General features: G+C 74.9%; 15 protein-coding genes. 2 read left to right on the top strand and 13 right to left on the bottom strand.

What is annotated here, in order from left to right; translation table 11 throughout:
* Nucleotides 1–24 precede the first annotated feature (24 nt).
* Entirely contained in the window at nt 25–1,593 is a 1,569-nt protein-coding gene (locus ACZ4TG_RS10795) for a monooxygenase (RefSeq protein WP_468161352.1), read from the bottom strand.
* A gap of 63 nt (nt 1,594–1,656) precedes the next feature.
* Here ACZ4TG_RS10795 and ACZ4TG_RS10800 point away from each other — a divergent pair, with 63 nt between their 5' ends.
* Nucleotides 1,657–2,334, top strand: a complete 678-nt coding sequence (locus ACZ4TG_RS10800) for a TetR/AcrR family transcriptional regulator (protein ID WP_468161354.1) — start codon at nt 1,657–1,659, stop codon at nt 2,332–2,334.
* 69 nt (nt 2,335–2,403) lie between these two features.
* On the opposite strand, the gene ACZ4TG_RS10805 is transcribed toward ACZ4TG_RS10800, so the two are convergent.
* Nucleotides 2,404–3,033, bottom strand: coding sequence for a DUF305 domain-containing protein (locus tag ACZ4TG_RS10805; RefSeq protein ID WP_468161356.1), 630 nt, complete (start codon nt 3,031–3,033; stop codon nt 2,404–2,406).
* A 119-nt stretch (nt 3,034–3,152) separates the two neighbouring features.
* Complete coding sequence (locus tag ACZ4TG_RS10810) at nt 3,153–3,566, bottom strand: DUF6153 family protein (protein ID WP_468161358.1); 414 nt, start codon at nt 3,564–3,566, stop codon at nt 3,153–3,155.
* Between the two features lie 138 nt (nt 3,567–3,704).
* On the opposite strand from ACZ4TG_RS10810, the gene ACZ4TG_RS10815 reads away from it, so the two are divergent.
* Nucleotides 3,705–5,126, top strand: a complete 1,422-nt coding sequence (locus tag ACZ4TG_RS10815; RefSeq protein WP_468161360.1) for a hypothetical protein — start codon at nt 3,705–3,707, stop codon at nt 5,124–5,126.
* A gap of 76 nt (nt 5,127–5,202) precedes the next feature.
* Here ACZ4TG_RS10815 and ACZ4TG_RS10820 read toward each other — a convergent pair whose 3' ends face one another.
* From ACZ4TG_RS10820 to ACZ4TG_RS10865, 10 genes are all read right to left on the bottom strand, one after another.
* Nucleotides 5,203–5,718 (bottom strand): NADPH-dependent FMN reductase, encoded by a 516-nt coding sequence (locus tag ACZ4TG_RS10820; RefSeq protein WP_468161362.1) that lies wholly within the window; start codon nt 5,716–5,718, stop codon nt 5,203–5,205.
* Between the two features lie 62 nt (nt 5,719–5,780).
* Entirely contained in the window at nt 5,781–6,857 is a 1,077-nt protein-coding gene (locus ACZ4TG_RS10825) for an SDR family oxidoreductase (protein WP_468161364.1), read from the bottom strand.
* A gap of 20 nt (nt 6,858–6,877) precedes the next feature.
* Nucleotides 6,878–8,143, bottom strand: coding sequence for a beta-ketoacyl-[acyl-carrier-protein] synthase family protein (locus ACZ4TG_RS10830; protein ID WP_468161366.1), 1,266 nt, complete (start codon nt 8,141–8,143; stop codon nt 6,878–6,880).
* Nucleotides 8,140–8,418: an acyl carrier protein gene (locus tag ACZ4TG_RS10835; protein WP_468161368.1), complete on the bottom strand. Its 279-nt coding sequence runs from the start codon at nt 8,416–8,418 to the stop codon at nt 8,140–8,142. The genes ACZ4TG_RS10830 and ACZ4TG_RS10835 overlap by 4 nt, the downstream gene beginning before the upstream one ends.
* A 54-nt stretch (nt 8,419–8,472) precedes the next feature.
* Entirely contained in the window at nt 8,473–9,735 is a 1,263-nt protein-coding gene (locus ACZ4TG_RS10840; RefSeq protein WP_468161370.1) for an aspartate aminotransferase family protein, read from the bottom strand.
* 117 nt (nt 9,736–9,852) lie between these two features.
* The gene (locus ACZ4TG_RS10845) at nt 9,853–10,305 is read right to left on the bottom strand and encodes a type II toxin-antitoxin system RatA family toxin (protein WP_468161372.1); all 453 of its coding nucleotides are present in this window, start codon (nt 10,303–10,305) and stop codon (nt 9,853–9,855) included.
* Nucleotides 10,306–10,429: 124 nt separating this feature from the next.
* Entirely contained in the window at nt 10,430–11,653 is a 1,224-nt protein-coding gene (locus tag ACZ4TG_RS10850) for a GNAT family N-acetyltransferase (RefSeq protein WP_468161374.1), read from the bottom strand.
* A complete protein-coding gene (locus ACZ4TG_RS10855; RefSeq protein WP_468161376.1) occupies nt 11,643–12,776 on the bottom strand; it encodes an acyl-CoA dehydrogenase family protein in 1,134 nt (377 codons plus the stop codon). The genes ACZ4TG_RS10850 and ACZ4TG_RS10855 overlap by 11 nt, the downstream gene beginning before the upstream one ends.
* A gap of 4 nt (nt 12,777–12,780) precedes the next feature.
* Complete coding sequence (locus ACZ4TG_RS10860) at nt 12,781–14,052, bottom strand: cytochrome P450 (RefSeq protein ID WP_468161378.1); 1,272 nt, start codon at nt 14,050–14,052, stop codon at nt 12,781–12,783.
* 334 nt (nt 14,053–14,386) lie between these two features.
* Complete coding sequence (locus tag ACZ4TG_RS10865) at nt 14,387–17,608, bottom strand: AfsR/SARP family transcriptional regulator (protein ID WP_468161380.1); 3,222 nt, start codon at nt 17,606–17,608, stop codon at nt 14,387–14,389.
* Nucleotides 17,609–17,970 lie beyond the last annotated feature (362 nt).

The following is a 17,970-nucleotide window of genomic DNA, read 5'->3' on the forward strand; positions in this document are numbered from 1 at the left end:
GGGTGCAGACGGGACGGCCCCGCACTACGGGAAGAGGGTCCCGGGTCGATCCCGGGGCCCTCTTCCGGCGTTGTGCGCGGCGGGCTCGCCCGCCCAGGCGGTCAGCGCCGTGCTCCGGTCGGCGCGGCGCCGGCGGGCGTCGGTGCCGCGGGTCGCCCAGGCGATGTGGCCGTCGGGACGTACGAGCACCTCGGTCACCCCGTCGAGCTCCGGATGACCGTCGCGCTCGGTGACCGCGAACGCCGACACGTGGGCCCGCCGGCCGCTTTCGGGCAGGTCCGCTGCGGAGTCCGCTCCGGCGGCGAGGTCGAGCAGGACGAACCGTCCTGCGGAGAACAGCTCGTACGCCCGTTCCGCGTCCGACCCCCTGGCGGTCAGCGCGATGTCGGGCATGCGGCGCCCGACCAGGGGATCGCTTCCGGGCGAGGGGGGCTCGTACACCGTCGAGAGGGCGGAAACCTGCCCGGCGAGGCGGCGGTTGACCTCCTCCATGCCCAGCAGTTCGTCCAGGAGCCCGCGCAACGCGGCGGCGGGGCGCCGGTACTGCGGGACGAGTGCGAGTTCCGCCAGCAGGGTCTGCACCTCGGTGTTCTCGGTGACGGCCCGGCCGGCCGGGCGGCGCTCCGCGTCATAGGTGTCGAGGAGGCCCGGCGGGGCCCAGCCATTGATGACGCCGGCCAGCTTCCAGCCCAGGTTCGCGGCGTCCTGGAGACCGGTGTTGAGGCCCTGGCCCGCTGCCGGGAAGTGGATGTGGGCGGCGTCGCCCGCCAGCAGCACCCGGCCTGCCCGGTAACGGTCGGCGAGGCGGGTGGCGTTGCCGAAGCGGGACAGCCAGCGCGGCGCCGCGACACCGCAGTCGAAGCCGCAGATCCGGGTCAGCGACGAACGGAACTCCTCCAGCGTGACCGGTTCCCGGGCGGGAGTGCGCAGCCGTTCCGGGTCGAGGTACACGAACCGGGTGAGCCCGCCTTCCAGCGGTACGACCAGCACACCGCGGGCCCGGGCGGCGTCGAGGGCGGCCGCGTCCGGTGTGACGGCCGCGAAGTCGCCGAGCACTCCGGTCAGCGTCTCGTCGGTGCCGGGGAAACCGACGCGGGCGGCCTGCCGCACCGCGCTGCGGGCGCCGTCGCATCCGATCACGTACGGCGCGCGCACCGTTTCGGGGACGCCGCCGGGGCCGCGCATCTCCACCACCACCGCGTCACCCTCCTGGGTGAGCCCGCGGAGCTCGTGGCCGCGGTCGATCCGCGCGCCGAGCTCGGACGCGCGTTCCGCGAGCAGGGCTTCGGTGTGCGCCTGGGGCAGGAAGAGCGTGTACCCGTGGCGGGTGTCGAGCGCGGAGAAGTCGAGCCCGGTGTCGAGGCCCGCGAAGTGCCAGCCGGGCACGGCCCTGCCCCGGGCGAGGAAGCGGGGGGCCAGACCTCGCAGGTCCATCAGTTCCATGCTGCGCGGGTGCAGGGTGAGGGCCCGCGAATCCCGCTGGGGCTCGGGGCGGCGCTCCACGACGCGGGTCCGCACGCCGGCCAGCGCGAGCTCGCAGGCGAGCATCAGGCCGGTCGGCCCGGCGCCGACGACGAGGACTTGGGTGTCCATCGGGGGACCTCCCTATTTAGTGAACACCGTTCACGTGAACGGTGTTCACTATGATGGTTTTCCATGAGCACCCCGTCAACCCCGGGCCGGGGCCGTCCCGCCCGGCTCGACCACGCCCGAACCGTCGAGACCGCGCTGGAACTCCTGGACGCCCACGGCCTGGAGGCCCTTACGATGCGGCGCCTGGCGGAGGCGATGGGCGTCCAGGCCGGCGCGCTGTACCGGTATTTCGCCACCAAGCAGGACCTGCTCACCGCGATGGCCGAGCGGATGCTGGCCGAAGCCGTCCCGAAGCGAGGGGACGGCAAGGAGGGCGACTGGGGCGAGGAACTGGCCATCCTGGCCCGGGGGTTGCGCACCGCGCTCCTCGGCCGCCGGGACGGCGCCCGCGTCTTCGCAGGTACGCATGCGACCGGCCCCAACACGCTGGGCTTCGCCGACCGGATGATCGCCGTGCTGCGCGAGGCCGGGTTCCCGGACGAGGACGCGGCCCGGGCGCTCATGGCGGTGGCCGACTTCACCGCGGGCCACACCCTGGAGGAACAGGCCGCGCTCCCGTCACGGGACGGGACCGGCGCCGACCCGGAGCGGCTGCGCCAGGCCGCGGCGCCGGAGCGGTTCCCCCACCTGGCCGCGGCCCTGCCGACCCTCGCCAGCACGGACTTCACGGGCCACTTCGAGTTCGGCCTGCACCTGCTCCTCCAGGGCCTGCGCAGCCTGCACCCCGCCGCGAAGCCGTGAGGCACGGCGCCGCCGCGGCGCGGACCGCGAGGGGGCGGGCGCCTGTCGGCGGCCGCCCCCGGGGCCCGGTCAGTCCTTGCCGAGCAGACCGTTCATCCGGGTGATCTCGGCGGTCTGGGAGGAGACGATGGCGCCGGCCATGTCCTTCGCGCCCTGGTGCGCGCCCTCCTTCTGCTGGGTCTTGGCCATCGCCACCGCGCCCTCGTGGTGCTTGATCATCAGCTCCATGAAGGCCGTGTCGAACGCCTTGCCCGAGGACTTCTCCAGCTTGCCCATGTCCTCGGCGTTCATCATCCCGCCGGCGCCGTGCGCGGAGTGGTCCGCGGCGCCTTCGGCCGGCGCCGGCTCACCCCAGGACACCAGCCATCCGGACAGCGTCCGGATCTCGGGGGCCTGGGCCTTGCGGATCTCCTCGGCGAGGGCCTTCACCTCGGCCGACTCCGCCCGCGTGGGCGCCAGGCCGGCCATCTCCACCGCCTGGCGGTGGTGCGGGATCATGCCCTGGGCGAAGGCGACGTCCGCCCCGTTGTGCTGCCCCGGCGCGGCCGGCGCCGCGGCGGAAGGGGACGTACCGCCGTGCCCGCCGTGACCGGCGGAAGCAGCACCGCCCGAGCCGCAGGCGGCAAGGACGAGGGCTGCCACGGCGGTTGCCGCGACGGCGGTGGTGATACGGCGGATCCGGGAACGCTGCTTGCTCATGGTGGTGCAACTCCTTGGCCGCGGCCCCGGTCGGAGCCGCGGAAGATCGCGGAAAGAGGGCGTGCCGGAGCACGGTCCCCGCTCGCCTGACCGGCGCTACCGGGACCGTGCGGGCCGCTCTATATCCGCAGGAGCTGCAGTTCGGACAGGTCGGGCGGCGCCCGCCCGCCGCGTGCGGCCGCCGGGGCGATGCCAACCGGTCCCGCGGCCGGCGCCGCGCCGTCGACGGCCGCTGCCAGGGCGGGCGGTACGTACGCCGCACCGACGCCGGCGGCGGCGCAGGTTCCGTCCGCGTGCCGGGCGTGGCCGGAGCCGTCGGCCGAGTGGGAACAGCCTTCGCCGGCGTGGTGCGCGGCGCCGCCCTGGGGCATGGCCGTGACGGCCCGGACGGGAGCCTGCCGGGCTCCGCCCGCGTGAGCCGCCCCGGGGCCGAGGCCGTGCATCGCCAGCACCCCGGCCAGCACCGCCAGCACCAGCAGCACGGAGCCGCGCCCGGCGGGGCGGCGGCTCGTCGGCTGCGCGGCGGAGGTCATGGGCTCATCGTACGGCCGAAGGCGGGGCCGTTGAGGGGTGGCCGGTTATCACCGTCGCGGCGGGAGTGCCTGGCATGATCGACCCTCACGTTACTTGTCAGTAGCGCAACCTCCCCCCAACCAGAAGGTCTTACGTACGTGCGCATGCTCGCCAGACGCCTCCTGCTCCCCGGCCTCACCACCCTGGCACTCACCGCCACCGGCTGCTCCACCGCCCCCCACACCGGTACGGCTGCCCCCACGAGCCCCGCCACCCTCGCGCCCGCGGCCGACGGCACACAGCAGCTCGACGTGGCCGCGGCGCCCCAGGGCGCCCCCACGCCGACGGCCGTGACCCGCGGCGGCTCCGAAAAGGGCAGCGGCGCCCCGAAGAAGTCCGCGCTGAAGGTCGCCTCCTACGACAAGGCGACCGGACGGGCCGTCATATCCGCGGCCCCGCAGGGGGCCGCCCCGTCCACCCCGTCCGCTCCGGCTGCCCCCTCCGCGGGTGGCTCCCCCGCGCCCGACAAGCCCGTCGCGGTGGGCGACGTCATCGCCAGCGCACCGGTGCCGGGAGCCCCCGACGGCCTCCTCGCGAAGGTCACCGAGATCGGCAGGAAGACCGACCGGGGCACCGAGGTCAAGACGGCCCCCACGACGCTGTCCGCCGCCCTCAACGACGACAAGGCCGACGGCAAGGTGCCCGTGGACCCGGCATCGGTCACGGTCGAGCCCCTGATGAAGGGCGTCACGTTCTCCTGGGCCAAGAGCCAGGGGGTGCGGTTCGGCCCCGAGGGCGCGAAGCTGCCCCTCGGCAACCTGCGGCTCGACGTGAACGCCCCGATCGACACCGCCCCCGGCGCCCCCGTCTCGGCCGGTGCCTCGGTCTCCGGGTTCGTCCAGCTCGCCCCCACGGTGGAGTTCGCGTACGACGGCTCGGGCGGCGCCGGCCCGCGCTCCGCCTTCCTCGGCATGAGCGGCGACTGGTCCTCGCAGTGGAACCTCAAGGGGCACGCCGCCGCGAGCACGGGTGCCCCCAAGCGGATCCCGTTCGCCAAGCTGCACAGCGCTCCGGTCATCCAGGTGGGCCCGGTCCCGGTCGTCGTCAACCTCGACCTGACCGTGTACGTGCAGGTCGAGGCCGACGGCCGCGTCACCCTCGACGTCCGGCAGGAGGTCAAGGGCGACTTCCGGGTCGGCGGCAGCTACGCGACGGGCAAGGGCTGGAATCCGGTCAGCACCTCCAACGTCCAGAGCTCGCCGGTGAAGGCCGAGGTGACCGCCGCCGGCCGCGTCAAGGGCGCGCTCGGCGCCGAGGCCTCCGTCGGCCTGTACGGGGCCGTCGGCGTCTCCGCGGACTTCGCCCCCTACCTGCGCGGCGAGGCCGACGCCAAGGCGTCCGCCTCCACCGACGGCAAGACCTCCGTGAGCGGTGCGTGGGCGCTGTACGGCGGCTTCGACCTGAGCGGACAGCTGCAGTTGCAGCTGTCCCTGTTCGGCACGCCGGTCTTCGAACGCCGCATCCCGCTGGGCGCCCTCAACCGCGAGTGGCCCCTCGCGAGCGGCAAGTCCAGTCTGTAGCAGACCCGTTGACCCCGGTGCCCCCGTCCGGTCCGATCAGGACCGTACGGGGGCACCGGCGTGTGCGGCCCCGGTATCAGACGTGCCCCGGAACCGGGCTGCGGAGCATCGTCGCGCAGCGGTGGAGTTCCGAGGCGAGGGTGTGGCAGCGGCGCAGCAGGGGTCCGTCCGGCGTGGGGGTCCCGCGCGGGCCGGGGACGAAGTCGGCGGGACACGCCGCGATCTGGGTGGGGGCCACCCAGCCTCCGAGTGCCTTGGCCACCGTGCGCAGGTGCTCGCACACGACGCTTCCGGTACGCGGGCCGGCTCCGTGGGCGACGAGTCCGACCGCCGTGTCGGCCAGCCAGTCGCCCGGTACCTCGTCGAGCGCGAGCTTGAGCAGGCCCGAGTAGCTGGCGTGGTGGACGGGGCTGGCGAGCACGACGGCCTCGTAGCTCCGGGGGGCGTCCCGCAGCCGCGGACCGGCGGGCTCGGCCAGGTCGAGCGAGGTCACGGTGGCGCCCCGGGCGAGCAGGGCATCGCCCACCAGCGCGGCCAGCGCGGTGGTGCCGGAGCCCGCCCGGGGGCTTCCGCTGATCAGGAGGGCGTGCACGGTCGGTTGTCCTTTCCTCGGGCGGGTGGCGGCAGGGGCGGCGGGACCGGGCCCCCGGTCCCTCATGCGGCGTCGATCAGCGTCCACGGCACGGTACGGCCGAGGGCCTGACGGGGCTTGCTCCGCGCCCAGTGCAGCACCGACGCCGCCATCACCGCGCCGGGGTCGGCGACCTTGTGGGTGGGTTCGAAGGGCTCGCTCATGCTGGTGTAGCTCTGGAACATCGCCAGCAGCTTCACGGCCTCCTGCTGGACGGGAGAGAGCCACTGTCCGGCCAGCGGCAGGAAGAAGCGGTTCCAGCTGTCGGTGGACACGGTCGGCGGCTGCGCGATCGTGTCGACGCCGTGCTCGGCCCGGAAGGCGTTGAGGGTGTCGCAGGTGATGCGGACCAGGTCGGAGAGCCGCATGCTGTCCTGTCCCGACGCGATCACCTCGGTGCGCGGGGAGGTGGGCGGGGCGGCCAGGGCGGCGCCGGCGATCACCTCGGCGACCTCGTCGACGGGGCTGATCTCGGCGTAGCCGCCCGGGTCCCCGACGACGACCGCCGCGAGGCCGGAGACGAGCGCGGGGAAGAGGCTGTAGGGGCCGGAGAAGCGGTCGATGCGGCCGTCGGCGCGGCGCCCCAGGACCAGCGGCGGGCGGACGATCGTCGCGGGGCCGCGGTGCTCGGTGGCCACGATCTCCTCGCAGACGGCCTTCGACCACTCGTAGCCGTTGCGGTAGCCCTCGAACTCCGCTCCCCTGAGGTCCTCGGGGGCGCGCACCCCGCCGACGTAGGCGGTGGAGACGTGGACGACGTGGGTGTCGGGCCCGGCCAGTGCGAGCACCGCGCGCAGGGTCCGTATGTTGGCGTCGGTGGCTTCCTGGCGGGTCATGGTCCAGCGGGTGGACGCGGCGGTGTGCACGATGACGTCCCAGGGCCGGCCGGTCAGGGGGTCCGGGGCCGGTTCGACGCCGATGTTCCAGGGCACGGGTGCGGTGTCGCCCGCGCGGCGGGCGGTACGGACGATGTCGGGAGCGGTCCGGGCGGCGACTTCGGCGGCTCCGGGGGCTACCGCGGCTCCGGGGGCTCCGGCGGCGAGGCGCGCGGCCACTTCGGTGCCTACGACGCCGGACGCGCCGGTGACGAGGATGCGCATGGCAAGGGCTCCTGGGGTGCTCAGGTGGCGGGCTGGAGGACCAGGCAGACGTTCTGTCCGCCGAAGCCGAAGGAGTTGGAGAGCACCGGGGCGCTGTCCACGCTGCGCGGGTCTCCGGCGACCACGTCGATCCGGTCGGACTCGGAGGCGGTGGTGAGGTTGGCGACGGGGGGCACGATCCGCCGCTCGGCGCAGACCAGGGCGATCGCGGCCTCCAGGGCGCCGGAGCCTCCGATGAGGTGCCCGGTGACGCCCTTGACGGCGGTCACCGGCGGGGCCTGCCCGTTGAAGCACCGGTGGATGGCGGCGGCCTCGGCGCTGTCGTTGGCCTGCGTGGACGTTCCGTGCGCGCTGATCTGGCCGATGTCGGACGGCAGCAGGCCGGCGTCGGCGATGGCTGCCGCCATGCACGCCGCCGCGACGGCCCCGTCCGTGTGCGGGGCCACGATGTGGTGGGCGTCGGCGTTGGTGGCGTAGCCGGCGATCTCGCCCAGGATGGTCGCTCCGCGGAGCAGCGCGGAATCGCGCCGCTCCAGTACGAGCACGGCGGCGCCCTCGCCCATGACGAAGCCGTCGCGCTGGGCGTCGAAGGGGCGGCTGGCGTTGCGGGGGTCGTCGTTGCGGGTGGACAGGGCCTGCATGCGCGAGAAGCCGCTGAGCATGAAGGTGGTCACCGCGGAGTCGAAGCCGCCGGCGACGGCCACGTCCAGGTCCCCGTACTGGATGCGGCGGACGGCCTCGCCGATGGCCGTGGCTCCGCTGGCGCAGGCGGTGGCATAGGTGACGCAGGAGCCCTGGAATCCGTAGTGCATCGCCACGCGGGCCGCGGCGGAGTTGGCCATGGTCCGGGGAACGGAGTGCACGGGCATGCCCGTGGGGTTGGCGTCGTTGTCCCGTACGAGCGCCTCCATGGTGGGGAGCCCGCCGATGCCGGTACCGAGGTGGACGCCCACCCGGGAGGGCGGCAGGTCGGGCAGCGCGGCCTGCCGGACGGCGTCCGCCGCCGCGCACAGGGCCAGTTCGGTGGGGCGGTCGATCTGGCGGCGCTCGCGGCGGGTGAGGTAGGAGTCGATGTCGAAGTCGGGCACCCGGCAGGCGATGTGGACGGGCGAGCCGCTCTCGACGAGGTCCGCGTGCACCGCGGCGGCGGGGCGGGCCGCCAGGACGGTGTCCATGACCTCGTCGAGGGTGAGGCCCGCCGGGGACTTCACGCCGATCCCGGTGACGACCACGCGTGGGCGCTCGTACGGCCGGCCGGGACCGGGCGCGGGGTGGTTCCGGGTCATGAGCGGCCGGCCTTGCGCTCCGCGAGGAAGGCGACGGCCTGGCCGACGGTGTCGGCCCGCATCAGGTCCTCGGCCGAGATCCGCACGTTGAGCGCGCGTTCGAGCTGGGCGCCGATCGACATCATCTCCAGGCTGTCGATGCCGTACTCGGCCCGCAGGTCGGTGCTTTCCACGATGGCGTCGGGGGCGGTGCCGAGAACGTCGGCGATGGTCTCGCGGACCACGCCGAAGAGGTCGGCGGGGGATGCGGTGGTGGTGTGTTCGGTGGGGTTCACCTGGTGCCTCCGGTGGGAGCTGGTGGGTGGTGGTCGTGAGCGGGGAGGGGGCCGTCAGCCGGGGAGGCCGGCCGGGGCCGCCGCCTCCAGTGCGGTGTCGAGGATGTCCAGCGCCTCGTCCAGCTCCGCCTCGGTGGTGACGAGCGGGGGCAGCAGCCGCACCGTGGTCGGGCGGCCGAGGCAGGGCGAGACCAGCAGTCCGTTGTTGGCCAGGGAGACCACGGCCTCGCCGGCCGCCGCGGGGGTGGTGAACTCGATGCCCCACAGCAGTCCCCGGCCGTGGTGCCCGCCCATCACCCGGGGGTGGCGCTCACCGAGGGTGCGCAGGCCGTCGGCGAGCCGGGCCGACAACTTCTCCCCGTGCTCGGCGAGTTCCTCCACGGCCTCCAGGGCCGCCGGGAGCGCGGCGCAGCTCAGCGGGTGCCCGCCGAAGGTCGCCGAGTGCAGGAAGGGGTCCTGCGCCAGCGGGGCGTAGAGCTCCTCGCTGCACACCACCGCGGACAGCGGCACGACGCCGCCGCCGAGCGGCTTGCCGACGAGTACGGCGTCGACGGGCAGGCCGTCCGCGAGGGCGACCGACCGCTCGCCGCAGCGGCGCAGCCCGCACTGGATCTCGTCGGCGATGGCGAACGCCCCGTGGGCGTGCGCGTCCTCGCACCACTGCCGCAGGACGTCGGTCCGCAGCGGTACGGCGCCGTTCTCGCCCTGGACGGGTTCGAAGACCACGGCGGCGACCGGGGCCGCCTCCAGCTGCGCGCGGACGGCGTGCGGGTCGTCGGGGTCGATGTGGACCACGTCCACCACGGCACCGCGCAGCCCGGCCCGGAACAGCGGGCTGTGCGTGAGGGAGAGGGCGCCCAGGGTCTTGCCGTGGTAGCCGCCGTTCACGGCGAGCACCCGGTCCCGCCCGGTGGCGAGCCGGGCGAGTTTCACCGACACCTCGACCGCGTCGGCACCGTTCAGGCCGAAGTAGACCTTGGGGAGCCGGCCGCCGAGGTAGTCGGAGAGCCGGGCCGCCGCCTGCGCGGCCACCGGGTTGGCCAGGCTGCGCGTCGACGTCGGCATGACCCCGAGCTGCCGGGCGACGGCCGCCACCACGCCCGGGTGGCGGTGGCCGAGGAGGGCGACCGCGTAGGAGCCGAAGTCGAGGGCCGTACGGCCGTCGGAGAGGGTGACGCGGGAGCCCAGAGCGCTGGCCTCCACGGCTCCCTGGCCGGCGAACTTGCCGGTCAGCGCCAGCTTCGGGGACTGGTGGCGGCGGAGTTGGCCGAACACCTCGCCGGCGTCGGGCGGGGCGGGCGTGGACGGGGCAGCCACAGGGGACCTCCTGGAGAGGGGTGGGATCGCGGAACGGACGGTGCGCACCGGCGAGGGAAAGGGGGCGTTGCCGTCAGGGACGGCGGCGGTTCGGGAACGCGGCAGGCGCGGGGCGCCTCAGCGTGCGGCGTCGCCGGTGAGCCGCCGCTCCAGGGCGTGCAGCATCTGCTGGGCGTTCTCGCGCAGGGCGGTGGCGGCGACGGGGTTGAGCATGTCGGCGAGCAGCGGGATCCCGATCTCGAACTCGACGGTCAGGGAGACGTGGCTGCCGCCGTCGTCGGAGGGGCGGACCGCCCAGTGGCCGACGAAGTGGGCGAGGTCGCCGCTGACCTGGTGGAAGTCGAAGCGGCGGGCGGTGTGGTCGAGCCGTTCGGCCTCCACCCACTCCAGGACCGAGCCCTTGAGGTGGACGGACCAGGCCGTCGTCCGCTCGTCCTCGCCCGTGCGGTCGACGATCGTGACGGACTGGACGCTGTCCATGCAGGAGGAGTAGCTCTCGACGTCGATGACGGCGTTCCAGCTGTCCTCGGGGCGGGCGGCGATGGGTATCTCTACCTGGACGAGGGGCATGGTGGTCTCATTTCTGTGGGGAGCCGTGCGGGGCTCGTCGGTGACGTCCCGGGGAATCCGGGGAGTTGGGGATCACGGGGACGCCGGGGGGCCGGCGGAGGGCCGGCGGGGGGCCCGGCGGCCGTCAGGACTTGGGCGCGAGGGCCTGTTCCCGGGCGGCCTCCAGGGCCCGCGGCAGCAGGAGGCGCAGGACGGCCCGGGGCAGCCGGCCGGTGTGGGTGAGCGCGTACGACTGCTCGACCAGTTCGCAGCCGAACTCGCGCTTGGGCTCGTAGGCGGTCTGCGCGAACCGGATGTGGCGGCAGCCCCGGGTGATGGCCAGCTCGATCGCCGCATAGTGGAGGTTGTGGTAGAGCCGCGCCCGGTGGGCGAGCCCGTAGTCCAGGCCGATGCGGGCGCCGACCGCGCCGCTGCCGCGGAACAGGCAGTGCAGGTACCCCACCAGGCGGTCACCCTCGAAGCAGGCGACCAGCCGCTGATCGGTCCCGTCGCCGTCGAACAGGGCCCGGACGAACTCCTCGTCGAGTACGTCGAGGGTCTGGTCGGCGCGGTCCATGACCTGCCGGTACAGCCGCATCATCTCGGGGACGAGGTGGCCGAACTCTTCGAGCACCTCCATCCGGAGGTCTTCCTGCTGGCGGAACTTCCGTATCTTGTTGCGGGCGTTGCGCCGCGGTTTGGCCGGCAGGGAAGCCAGGTAGGCCTCGAAGTCGCTGTACTCCAGGGGGAGTTGTGTGTCCGGCAGCGAGGCGACGGTGAAGAAGCCCGCATGGTCCAGGGCCGGGCGCAGCGCGTCGAGGTCGTGCGGGGCGAAGTCCTTGAAGACGACGGTGCCCAGGCGGTGGCCACGGGCGAAGTCCATGACCTCGCGCACCAGCAGGCGGGCCACCGGTGCGGGAAGCGGGCCCTCCCCCATGACGTGCCCCTGGCCGAGGAAGTTGCCGCAGAACAGCATCGGCACCCGTACGAGCCCGGGGAAGGTCCGGGCCACCGGCGCCATCAGGCGGCGTTCGCGAGGTCCCACGACCCGGTCGAGACGCAGCCCGCGCACCGCGCTGAGCGGCAGGATCGCGAACGGCAGGCCGTCCCGGCGTACGAGGAGGTAGGCGTACGCGTCCGGGCCGATCTGCGCGCGCTGCATGGCGGTGAACACGTCCCGGCCCCACATGGGGTCGTCGGCGGGGGCCAGCTCGTCCCACACCTGCCGGGGTACGTCCTCGGCGCGGTCCAGCCGCTCCACCGTGTAGGCCGAGTCCCTCGCCGGGTCCCTCGCCGAGTCCTTGGCCGGTTCCCTGTCCGGGGCGGACGGCCGGGGACCGCCCGGTGCGGCCCCGCCCTCAGCCGACACGGAGGGGCTCGCCGTCGAGCGCCGCGCACAGCGGCTCGGCCATGCGCCCGCGGGACGGCGGGTGGAAGTTCAGTCCGGTGGCCGCCGAGGCCAGGTAGGTGCCCTCGTCGGAGCCGATGAACGACATCCCGCCGAGCGCCTCCAGCGCGGTCGCCGTGGTCCGCGCGATGGCGTCCTGGGCCGCGTAGCGGGCGGTGAGCGCGGCGGCCAGCAGGGGCTCGCCCCATTCCGGGGACTCCCCCATGGACCGGGCCACGGCTTCGACCGCCAGCATCGCCGCGTCGACCTCGGTCACGAGCGCCGCGCGGACCGCCGCGGGGGCACGTCCCTGCCGGAGCACGCGTTCCACCAGGGCGCTCGCCGTGCCCAGGTAGCCGGCGGTCATCAGCAGTTCGAACCAGAGGAAGCCCGCGACGTTGAGGGAGTCCAGCACCGAGTCGGCGGTGACCTCGGTGAGTACGACCATCTGCGGGTCGAGCGCGACGTCTTCGAGGACCACCTCGTCGCTTTCGGCGCCGGCCAGCACCGAGCTGCGCCAGAAGGGCCGCACGGAGACCCCCTTCGTGTCGGCGGGGACGATGGCGACCGCGAGGCGTTCGGTACCGTCCTCGTCCGTCATCACCACCGAGGCCGTCAGGAGATCCATCGAACGGGCCAGGCTGCACGGCTTCTTGCTGCCGTTCAGCACGACCTCGCCGCCGCGGCGCTCGGCCCGGATGGCGGGCCGCAGGATGGACTGGCCGGTCCGCCCCTCCGAGAACCCGGAGGCGAGCAGCATCCGCTTGCCGACGATGGCCTCCAGGAGCATCCACTCGAAGCCGGCGCCGTGCTTGGCCGCCTCCACCAGGCTCGCCACGGAGAAGTGGTGCATGGTCGTGGCGACGGCCAGCGACGGGCAGCGGGCGCCCACGGCCCGTTGCAGGCGCACGGCTTGCAGGGGGTCCGCTCCGATCCCGGTGTTCTGCCGCGGCACCAGCAGGCCCGCGCCGCCGGCCTCGCGGAACGCCGCGACGGCCGGGCTGCCGGGCCGTTCCAGCTCGGCCAGCGGGTGGCGGGCGAGCTCGGCGTCCAGGCCGGGGAGCAGTGCGTCGAGCACCGCGCGTTCGGTGTCCAGGAATCCCATGGCGTCAGTCCTTCGCCGTCGTCGTGGAGCCGGCCCCGGCGTGCGCACGGGCTGCTTCGGGGCCGTCGGTGGTCAGGGGGAGGTCCTCGTACATGCGCAGGCTGAAGGACTCGCGCCGCACCGGCGCCCCCGCCAGGGCGAGGCCGGGGAAGCGGGCGAAGAGGCGGCGGACGGCGATGGCGCCCTCCAGCCGGGCGAGGGCAGCGCCGAGGCAGTAGTGCGGGCCCGCGCTGAAGCTCAGCACCCTGCTCCCGGACCGGCGTACGTCGAAGCGGTGCGGGTCGGGGAACTGGGCCGGGTCGCGGTTGGCGGCGGCGAGCACGGTGGTGACGTTGGCACCGGCGGGTATGGTCACGCCCCCGATCTCGGTCCGTACGGAGGAGATCCGCTCGGTCATCTGGACGGGCGTGTCCCAGCGCAGCGCCTCGTCGACCGCCTGCGCCGCGAGGTCGGGATCGGCGCTCAGCGCCGCCCGCTGCTCGGGGTGGGTCAGCAGTGCGTGGGTGGCGATGCCCAGCATGGCCGTGGTCGTCTCGAAGCCGGCGACGAAGACGAGGAGCAGCGTGTCGACCAGCTCCCGCCGGGTCAGCCGCTCCTGGTCCTCCCCGGCCGCGAGCAGCACCGTGGCGAGGTCCTCGCGGGGCTCGGCCGCGCGGCGGAGCAGCAGGTCGTCGAAGTACGCGCGCAGCTCGGTCACCGCGGCGTCGGCGCGGGCCCAGTCCTCCTCGGTTCGCACCGGTTCCAGGAGCCGGCTGGCGTCGCCGCCCAGGCGCCGGAAGCGGGGACGGTCCGCGGCGGGGACGCCGATCAGCTCGCCTACGACGGCGACCGGCAGCGGATATCCGACCAGCTCCTGGAAGTTGGCCGCGGCGCCCTCCGCGGTGGCCTCGGCGAAGGTGTCGAGCAGCGAGTCGGTGAGCTCCTCGACCGCCTCGCTCAGGGCGGCCACGCGGCGCGGGGTGAAGCCCGCGCTGACCAGCCGGCGCAGCCGGGTGTGGTCGGGCTGGTTCGCGCGGAGCATCGAGGCGTAGAAGAAGTCGGCGGCCGGGTGCTCGCGCCAGTCCGGCAGGTTGTCCTCGCACCAGCTCAGGTCGGGGGTGCGGAACGAGCTGTCGGTCAGCACCGCCTGGCAGTCGGCGTAGGTCGTCAGGAAGAACGTGTCGAGGTCTTTGTCGTAGTAGACCGGTGCGGTCTCGCGGAGCGCTTCCAGTGCCGGGAAGGGGTTCTCCCGTCCTTCCGGCGTGAACATGGAGAAGAGCAGAGCCTGGGGGTCCAAGGGAGTCCTCAGCAGATCGGCGTGCGGTCCCGGGGTACCGCTGTGTGCCCGGGCCCGCCCCGGCAGGGCCGTCCGTTGGGGGGGAGGACGTCCTTGCCGGGGCGGTGGGAGGAGCCTGTCACCGCCGTGCTCGCGCGGCCTCAACAGCGCATCAACGGGACGTCAACCGGGCCGGGGTGGGGCGGGTTCGGTGGGGTGGGTTCGGTGGGGTGGGTTCGGTGAGGTGGGTTCGGTGAGGTGGGTTCGGTGAGGTGGGTTCGGTGGCGTGGCGGGGTGTGCGGCCCGGGCGGTGAACGGCGGCACCGCCGCACCGCCGCACCGCCGGGCCGCCGCGTCAGCCGGCGTCGAGGCGCGCCTGGACGTCCGCCGCCTCCGGCATGCGCAGCTCACGGAAGATCCGGAGCGCCTGCCGGTGGTAGAACGCCGCCTGGCCCGGCCGGCCCTGCGCGCCGACCGCGTCTCCCAGCTGGGTCAGCGCCCGCCCCAGCAGGTACCTGTCGCCGTGCAGCGTGGCGATGTCCCGGGCCTCCGTCGCGTGGGCCAGTGCCTCCTCGTGCCGGCCCAGCAGGTTGAACGCCTCGGCGAGCCCGCCCAGCACCAGCGCCTCGCGGAAGGCCGAGCCCGTCTTCCGCCACAGCCGCAGGCTGGTGCGCAGGCACGCCAGTGCCTCCTGCCGCTGGCCGGTGTGGAGCAGGATCTGCCCGAGTGCGCGCAGCGCGTTGGCCTCACCCGCACCGTCCCGGCAGGACCGCGCCAGTGCGACCGCGGCGCGGCCCGACCGTACGGCCTCCTCGGCGTATCCGGACGCCAGCTGGGCGAGGCCGAGGTAGCCGAGGGTGACGGCTTCGCAGGCGGGGCTGTGCGGCTCCCGGCTCAGCGGCAGTGCCTCGCTGAGGTACTGCGTGGCGGCGGCGAAGTCGCGGTGGGCGAGCGCGCAACCGCCGAGGGCGTTGAGCGCGTGCGCGAGCAGCGGCCACCGCTCCTCACGACGGAACACCTCGGCCGCCGTGCGCAGGTGCGGCAACGCCCGGCCCATCTCGAACCGGATGGCGAAGGAGCCGCCCAGCAGGAGGTGGGCGATGCCGCCGGCGACCGCGTCGCCCGACCTCTGCGCCGCCGCCCGTACGGCGCGGGCGGCCCGTTCCAGGTTGCTGGTCCGGGTGCTGTGGCGTCCCAGCGGGTCGCTGGCCAGCAACAGGCGCGCGCAGACGGACGCCGGGATCTCGGGGACTCCGGCGCCCTGCTCGATGAGGGCGAGCAGATGCAGCCGTTCGTCGAACAGCCAGGTGGTGGCCTCCGCCGGGCAGGCGAACTGCCGCACGGCACGGGCCTCGGAGTCCGTACGGACCGGCGCAGCCGCCGCGGCCGTCGGCGCCTCGTCGGCGGGGAACGCGTCCCCCGCGGTCGCGATCCGGTAGGCCTCGCGGGCTAGCGCGGTGTACGTGGTCAGCAACCGCAGCAGCGCTGCCCCGCGTTCGGCCGCGGACACCTCCTGCGCCCCGGTCGACCGGGCGAACAGCCGCAGCAGGTCGTGGTAGCGGTAGCGGCCCGGTGCCGGCGACTGGAGCAGGCTGGCGTCGACGAGGTCCTCGCACAGGGCTTCCGCCTCGTCCCGGGGCCGGTCCAGCAGGGCCGCGGCGCTCTGCCCGCCCAGCTCCGGGACGTCGGGCAGCGCGAGCAGCCGGAAGGCCCGCAGCTGTTCCGGGGCGAGCAGGGCGGTGCCCAGCCGGAAGGTGGCGTCCACGGCGGCGCTGTCCCCGCTGAGCTCCATCAGCCGCCGCCGTTCGTCCGCGAGCCGCCGCGCGGTCTCCGCGACCGGCAGGGCCGGCCGGGCGGCCAGCCGGGCGGCGACGACGCGGAGGGCCAGCGGGAGCCGGCCGCAGTCCGCGACCAGCGCCCGGGAGGCCTCCTCCTCCGCCCGCACGCGCTGTTCCCCGACGAGCCGGACGAGCAGGTCCAGCGCCACGGCGTCGGACAGTTCCTCCAGGTGGACCAGGGTCGCGCCGCCCAGCCCGCCGAGCCCGGTGAGCCAGGTCCTGCTGGTCACGAGGAGGCCGCAGCCCTGGGCCGTGGGGAGCAGATCGCGGATCTGGCGCAGGTCGCGGGCGTTGTCGAGGACGAGGAGCACACGCCGGTCGGCGAGCAGCGAGCGGTGGAGCGCGACGCGCTCGGCGGTCTCGGCGGGGAGCTGTGCCGGTGTCACCCCCAGGGCCCGCAACAGGTCCCCCAGGACCTGGTGGGGATCGGCCGGGCGGGCGTCCATCCCGCAGAGGTCGACGAAGAACACCCCGTCGGGGAAGCTGGCGCGCACCTCGTGCGCGACGCGTACGGCCACGGCGGTCTTGCCGACGCCGCCCATCCCGCTGATCGCGCCCAGGGCCGCGACGGGGCCGCTCTCCAGGGCCTGCCGCAACCGTACGACCTCCGCGTCGCGGCCGACGAGGTCCGCCGTGTCGGGCGGGAGGCTCAGCATCGGTGACGTCAGTGCCGTCGGCACCGGTACGGACGCCGCTGCCGGTACGGGATCGGGTGCGGCGGGCTGCGCGCCGGCGGCCGCGGGACGGTCCGACCGCGGAAGGGACCCCGGACGGGGGTCCGGCGGCCCGACGCCGTCCGGCCGGGGCGGGGCGGGCAGGGGGTGCGTGGCGCCCCCCGACCCGCTCGCCGACACGCTCACCGGGCCGCTCCTCGGACCACCCGCCGAGCCGCTCGCCAGGCCCGGGCCGTCCTCGGCAGAGGCTCCGGGGCCGGCCAGGATGCGGCGGCGTATCCGTTCGAGTCCCGCTCCGGGTCCCGGCGCCCCTGCGCCGCGCAGGGTGTCCCGGGCCCGTGCGTAGACATCCAGGGCCTCGGTCTGACGTCCCGTCTCGTGCAGGGCGGCCATCAGGAGTTCCTGGAGGCGCTCGCGCCGCGGATGGCACTGGGCCAGCGCCCGCAGCTCCTCCACGGCCCGCGCATGGCCGCCGAGCAGCAGCTCTGCCTCCCACCGGTCCTCCACCACCGCCAGCCGCCGCTCGCGCAGCGTCGACCGCTGAGCGGCGGCGAACGGACCCGGGACGCCCGCCAGGGGCTCGCCGTCCCAGAGCTCCAGCGCGGAGTCGTACAACGCGAGCGCCTCACCGGGCCGCCCCGCGCGGACCGCACGCGCGGCGCTGCCGGCCCGCCGGTCGAAGACGGTCAGGTCCAGGGCGTCCGGCAGCAGGTGCAGGGCGTAGCCGTTCGGACGGGAGACCAGCACCCGTGCCGGGGAGCGCGGCGGGCGTCCGGGTTCGAGCACGCGGCGCAGCGCGGCCACGTGGCCGCGCAGGGCCCCGGGCGCCGCGGAGGGCGCCGCGTCGCCCCAGATCGCGTCGATGAGGGCCTGCGTGCTGCCCCTGCGGCCGTGGCGCAGCAGCAGGGTGGCGAGCAGGGCCGCAGCCAGGGGTGGGCGTACGTCGGTCTCCCCCGCTCCGGAGCGCACGCGCAGGGTGCCGAGCACCCGGAAGGACAGGGCGGGCGGCGGCGGTGCTCCGGGAGCACGGTGGGAGGCCGGGGCGGGACGGTCGGCGGGTGGCACGGGGAGGTTCTCCAAAGACGTACGGGAAGGGGCTCCGACGGGACGACGGCCGCGGCGTGCGGGCCACGGGGTCGCGGGAGGGAGGCGGGACGCGGGGTTCGGGGTCGGGATGCAGAGTCGGGGTCGGGTGCGGGGTCGGGTTGCGGGTTGCGGGTTGCGGGCTCAGGGTCGGGGTGCGGGACGCGGGCTCGGGTGCGGGCTCGGGGTCGGGGTGCGGGGTCGGGGTGCGGGACGCGGGCTCGGGGTCGGGGTGCGGGACGCGGGACGCAGAGTCGGGTGCGGGGTACGGGGTGCGGCTCGGATGCGGGGGTCGGGTGCGGGACGCGGGGTTGCGGACGGCCTTGCGGGATGGCGAGGCCGCG

Source organism: Streptomyces sp. NPDC028314 (genome assembly GCF_055565795.1).

Coding starts and splice junctions, on each gene's coding strand:
- ACZ4TG_RS10795 (WP_468161352.1), bottom strand. CDS start 1,593: ATGGACACCCAAGTCCTCGTCGTCGGCGCCGGGCCGACCGGCCTGATG.
- ACZ4TG_RS10800 (WP_468161354.1), top strand. CDS start 1,657: ATGAGCACCCCGTCAACCCCGGGCCGGGGCCGTCCCGCCCGGCTCGAC.
- ACZ4TG_RS10805 (WP_468161356.1), bottom strand. CDS start 3,033: ATGAGCAAGCAGCGTTCCCGGATCCGCCGTATCACCACCGCCGTCGCG.
- ACZ4TG_RS10810 (WP_468161358.1), bottom strand. CDS start 3,566: ATGACCTCCGCCGCGCAGCCGACGAGCCGCCGCCCCGCCGGGCGCGGC.
- ACZ4TG_RS10825 (WP_468161364.1), bottom strand. CDS start 6,857: ATGCGCATCCTCGTCACCGGCGCGTCCGGCGTCGTAGGCACCGAAGTG.
- ACZ4TG_RS10830 (WP_468161366.1), bottom strand. CDS start 8,143: ATGACCCGGAACCACCCCGCGCCCGGTCCCGGCCGGCCGTACGAGCGC.
- ACZ4TG_RS10845 (WP_468161372.1), bottom strand. CDS start 10,305: ATGCCCCTCGTCCAGGTAGAGATACCCATCGCCGCCCGCCCCGAGGAC.
- ACZ4TG_RS10855 (WP_468161376.1), bottom strand. CDS start 12,776: ATGGGATTCCTGGACACCGAACGCGCGGTGCTCGACGCACTGCTCCCC.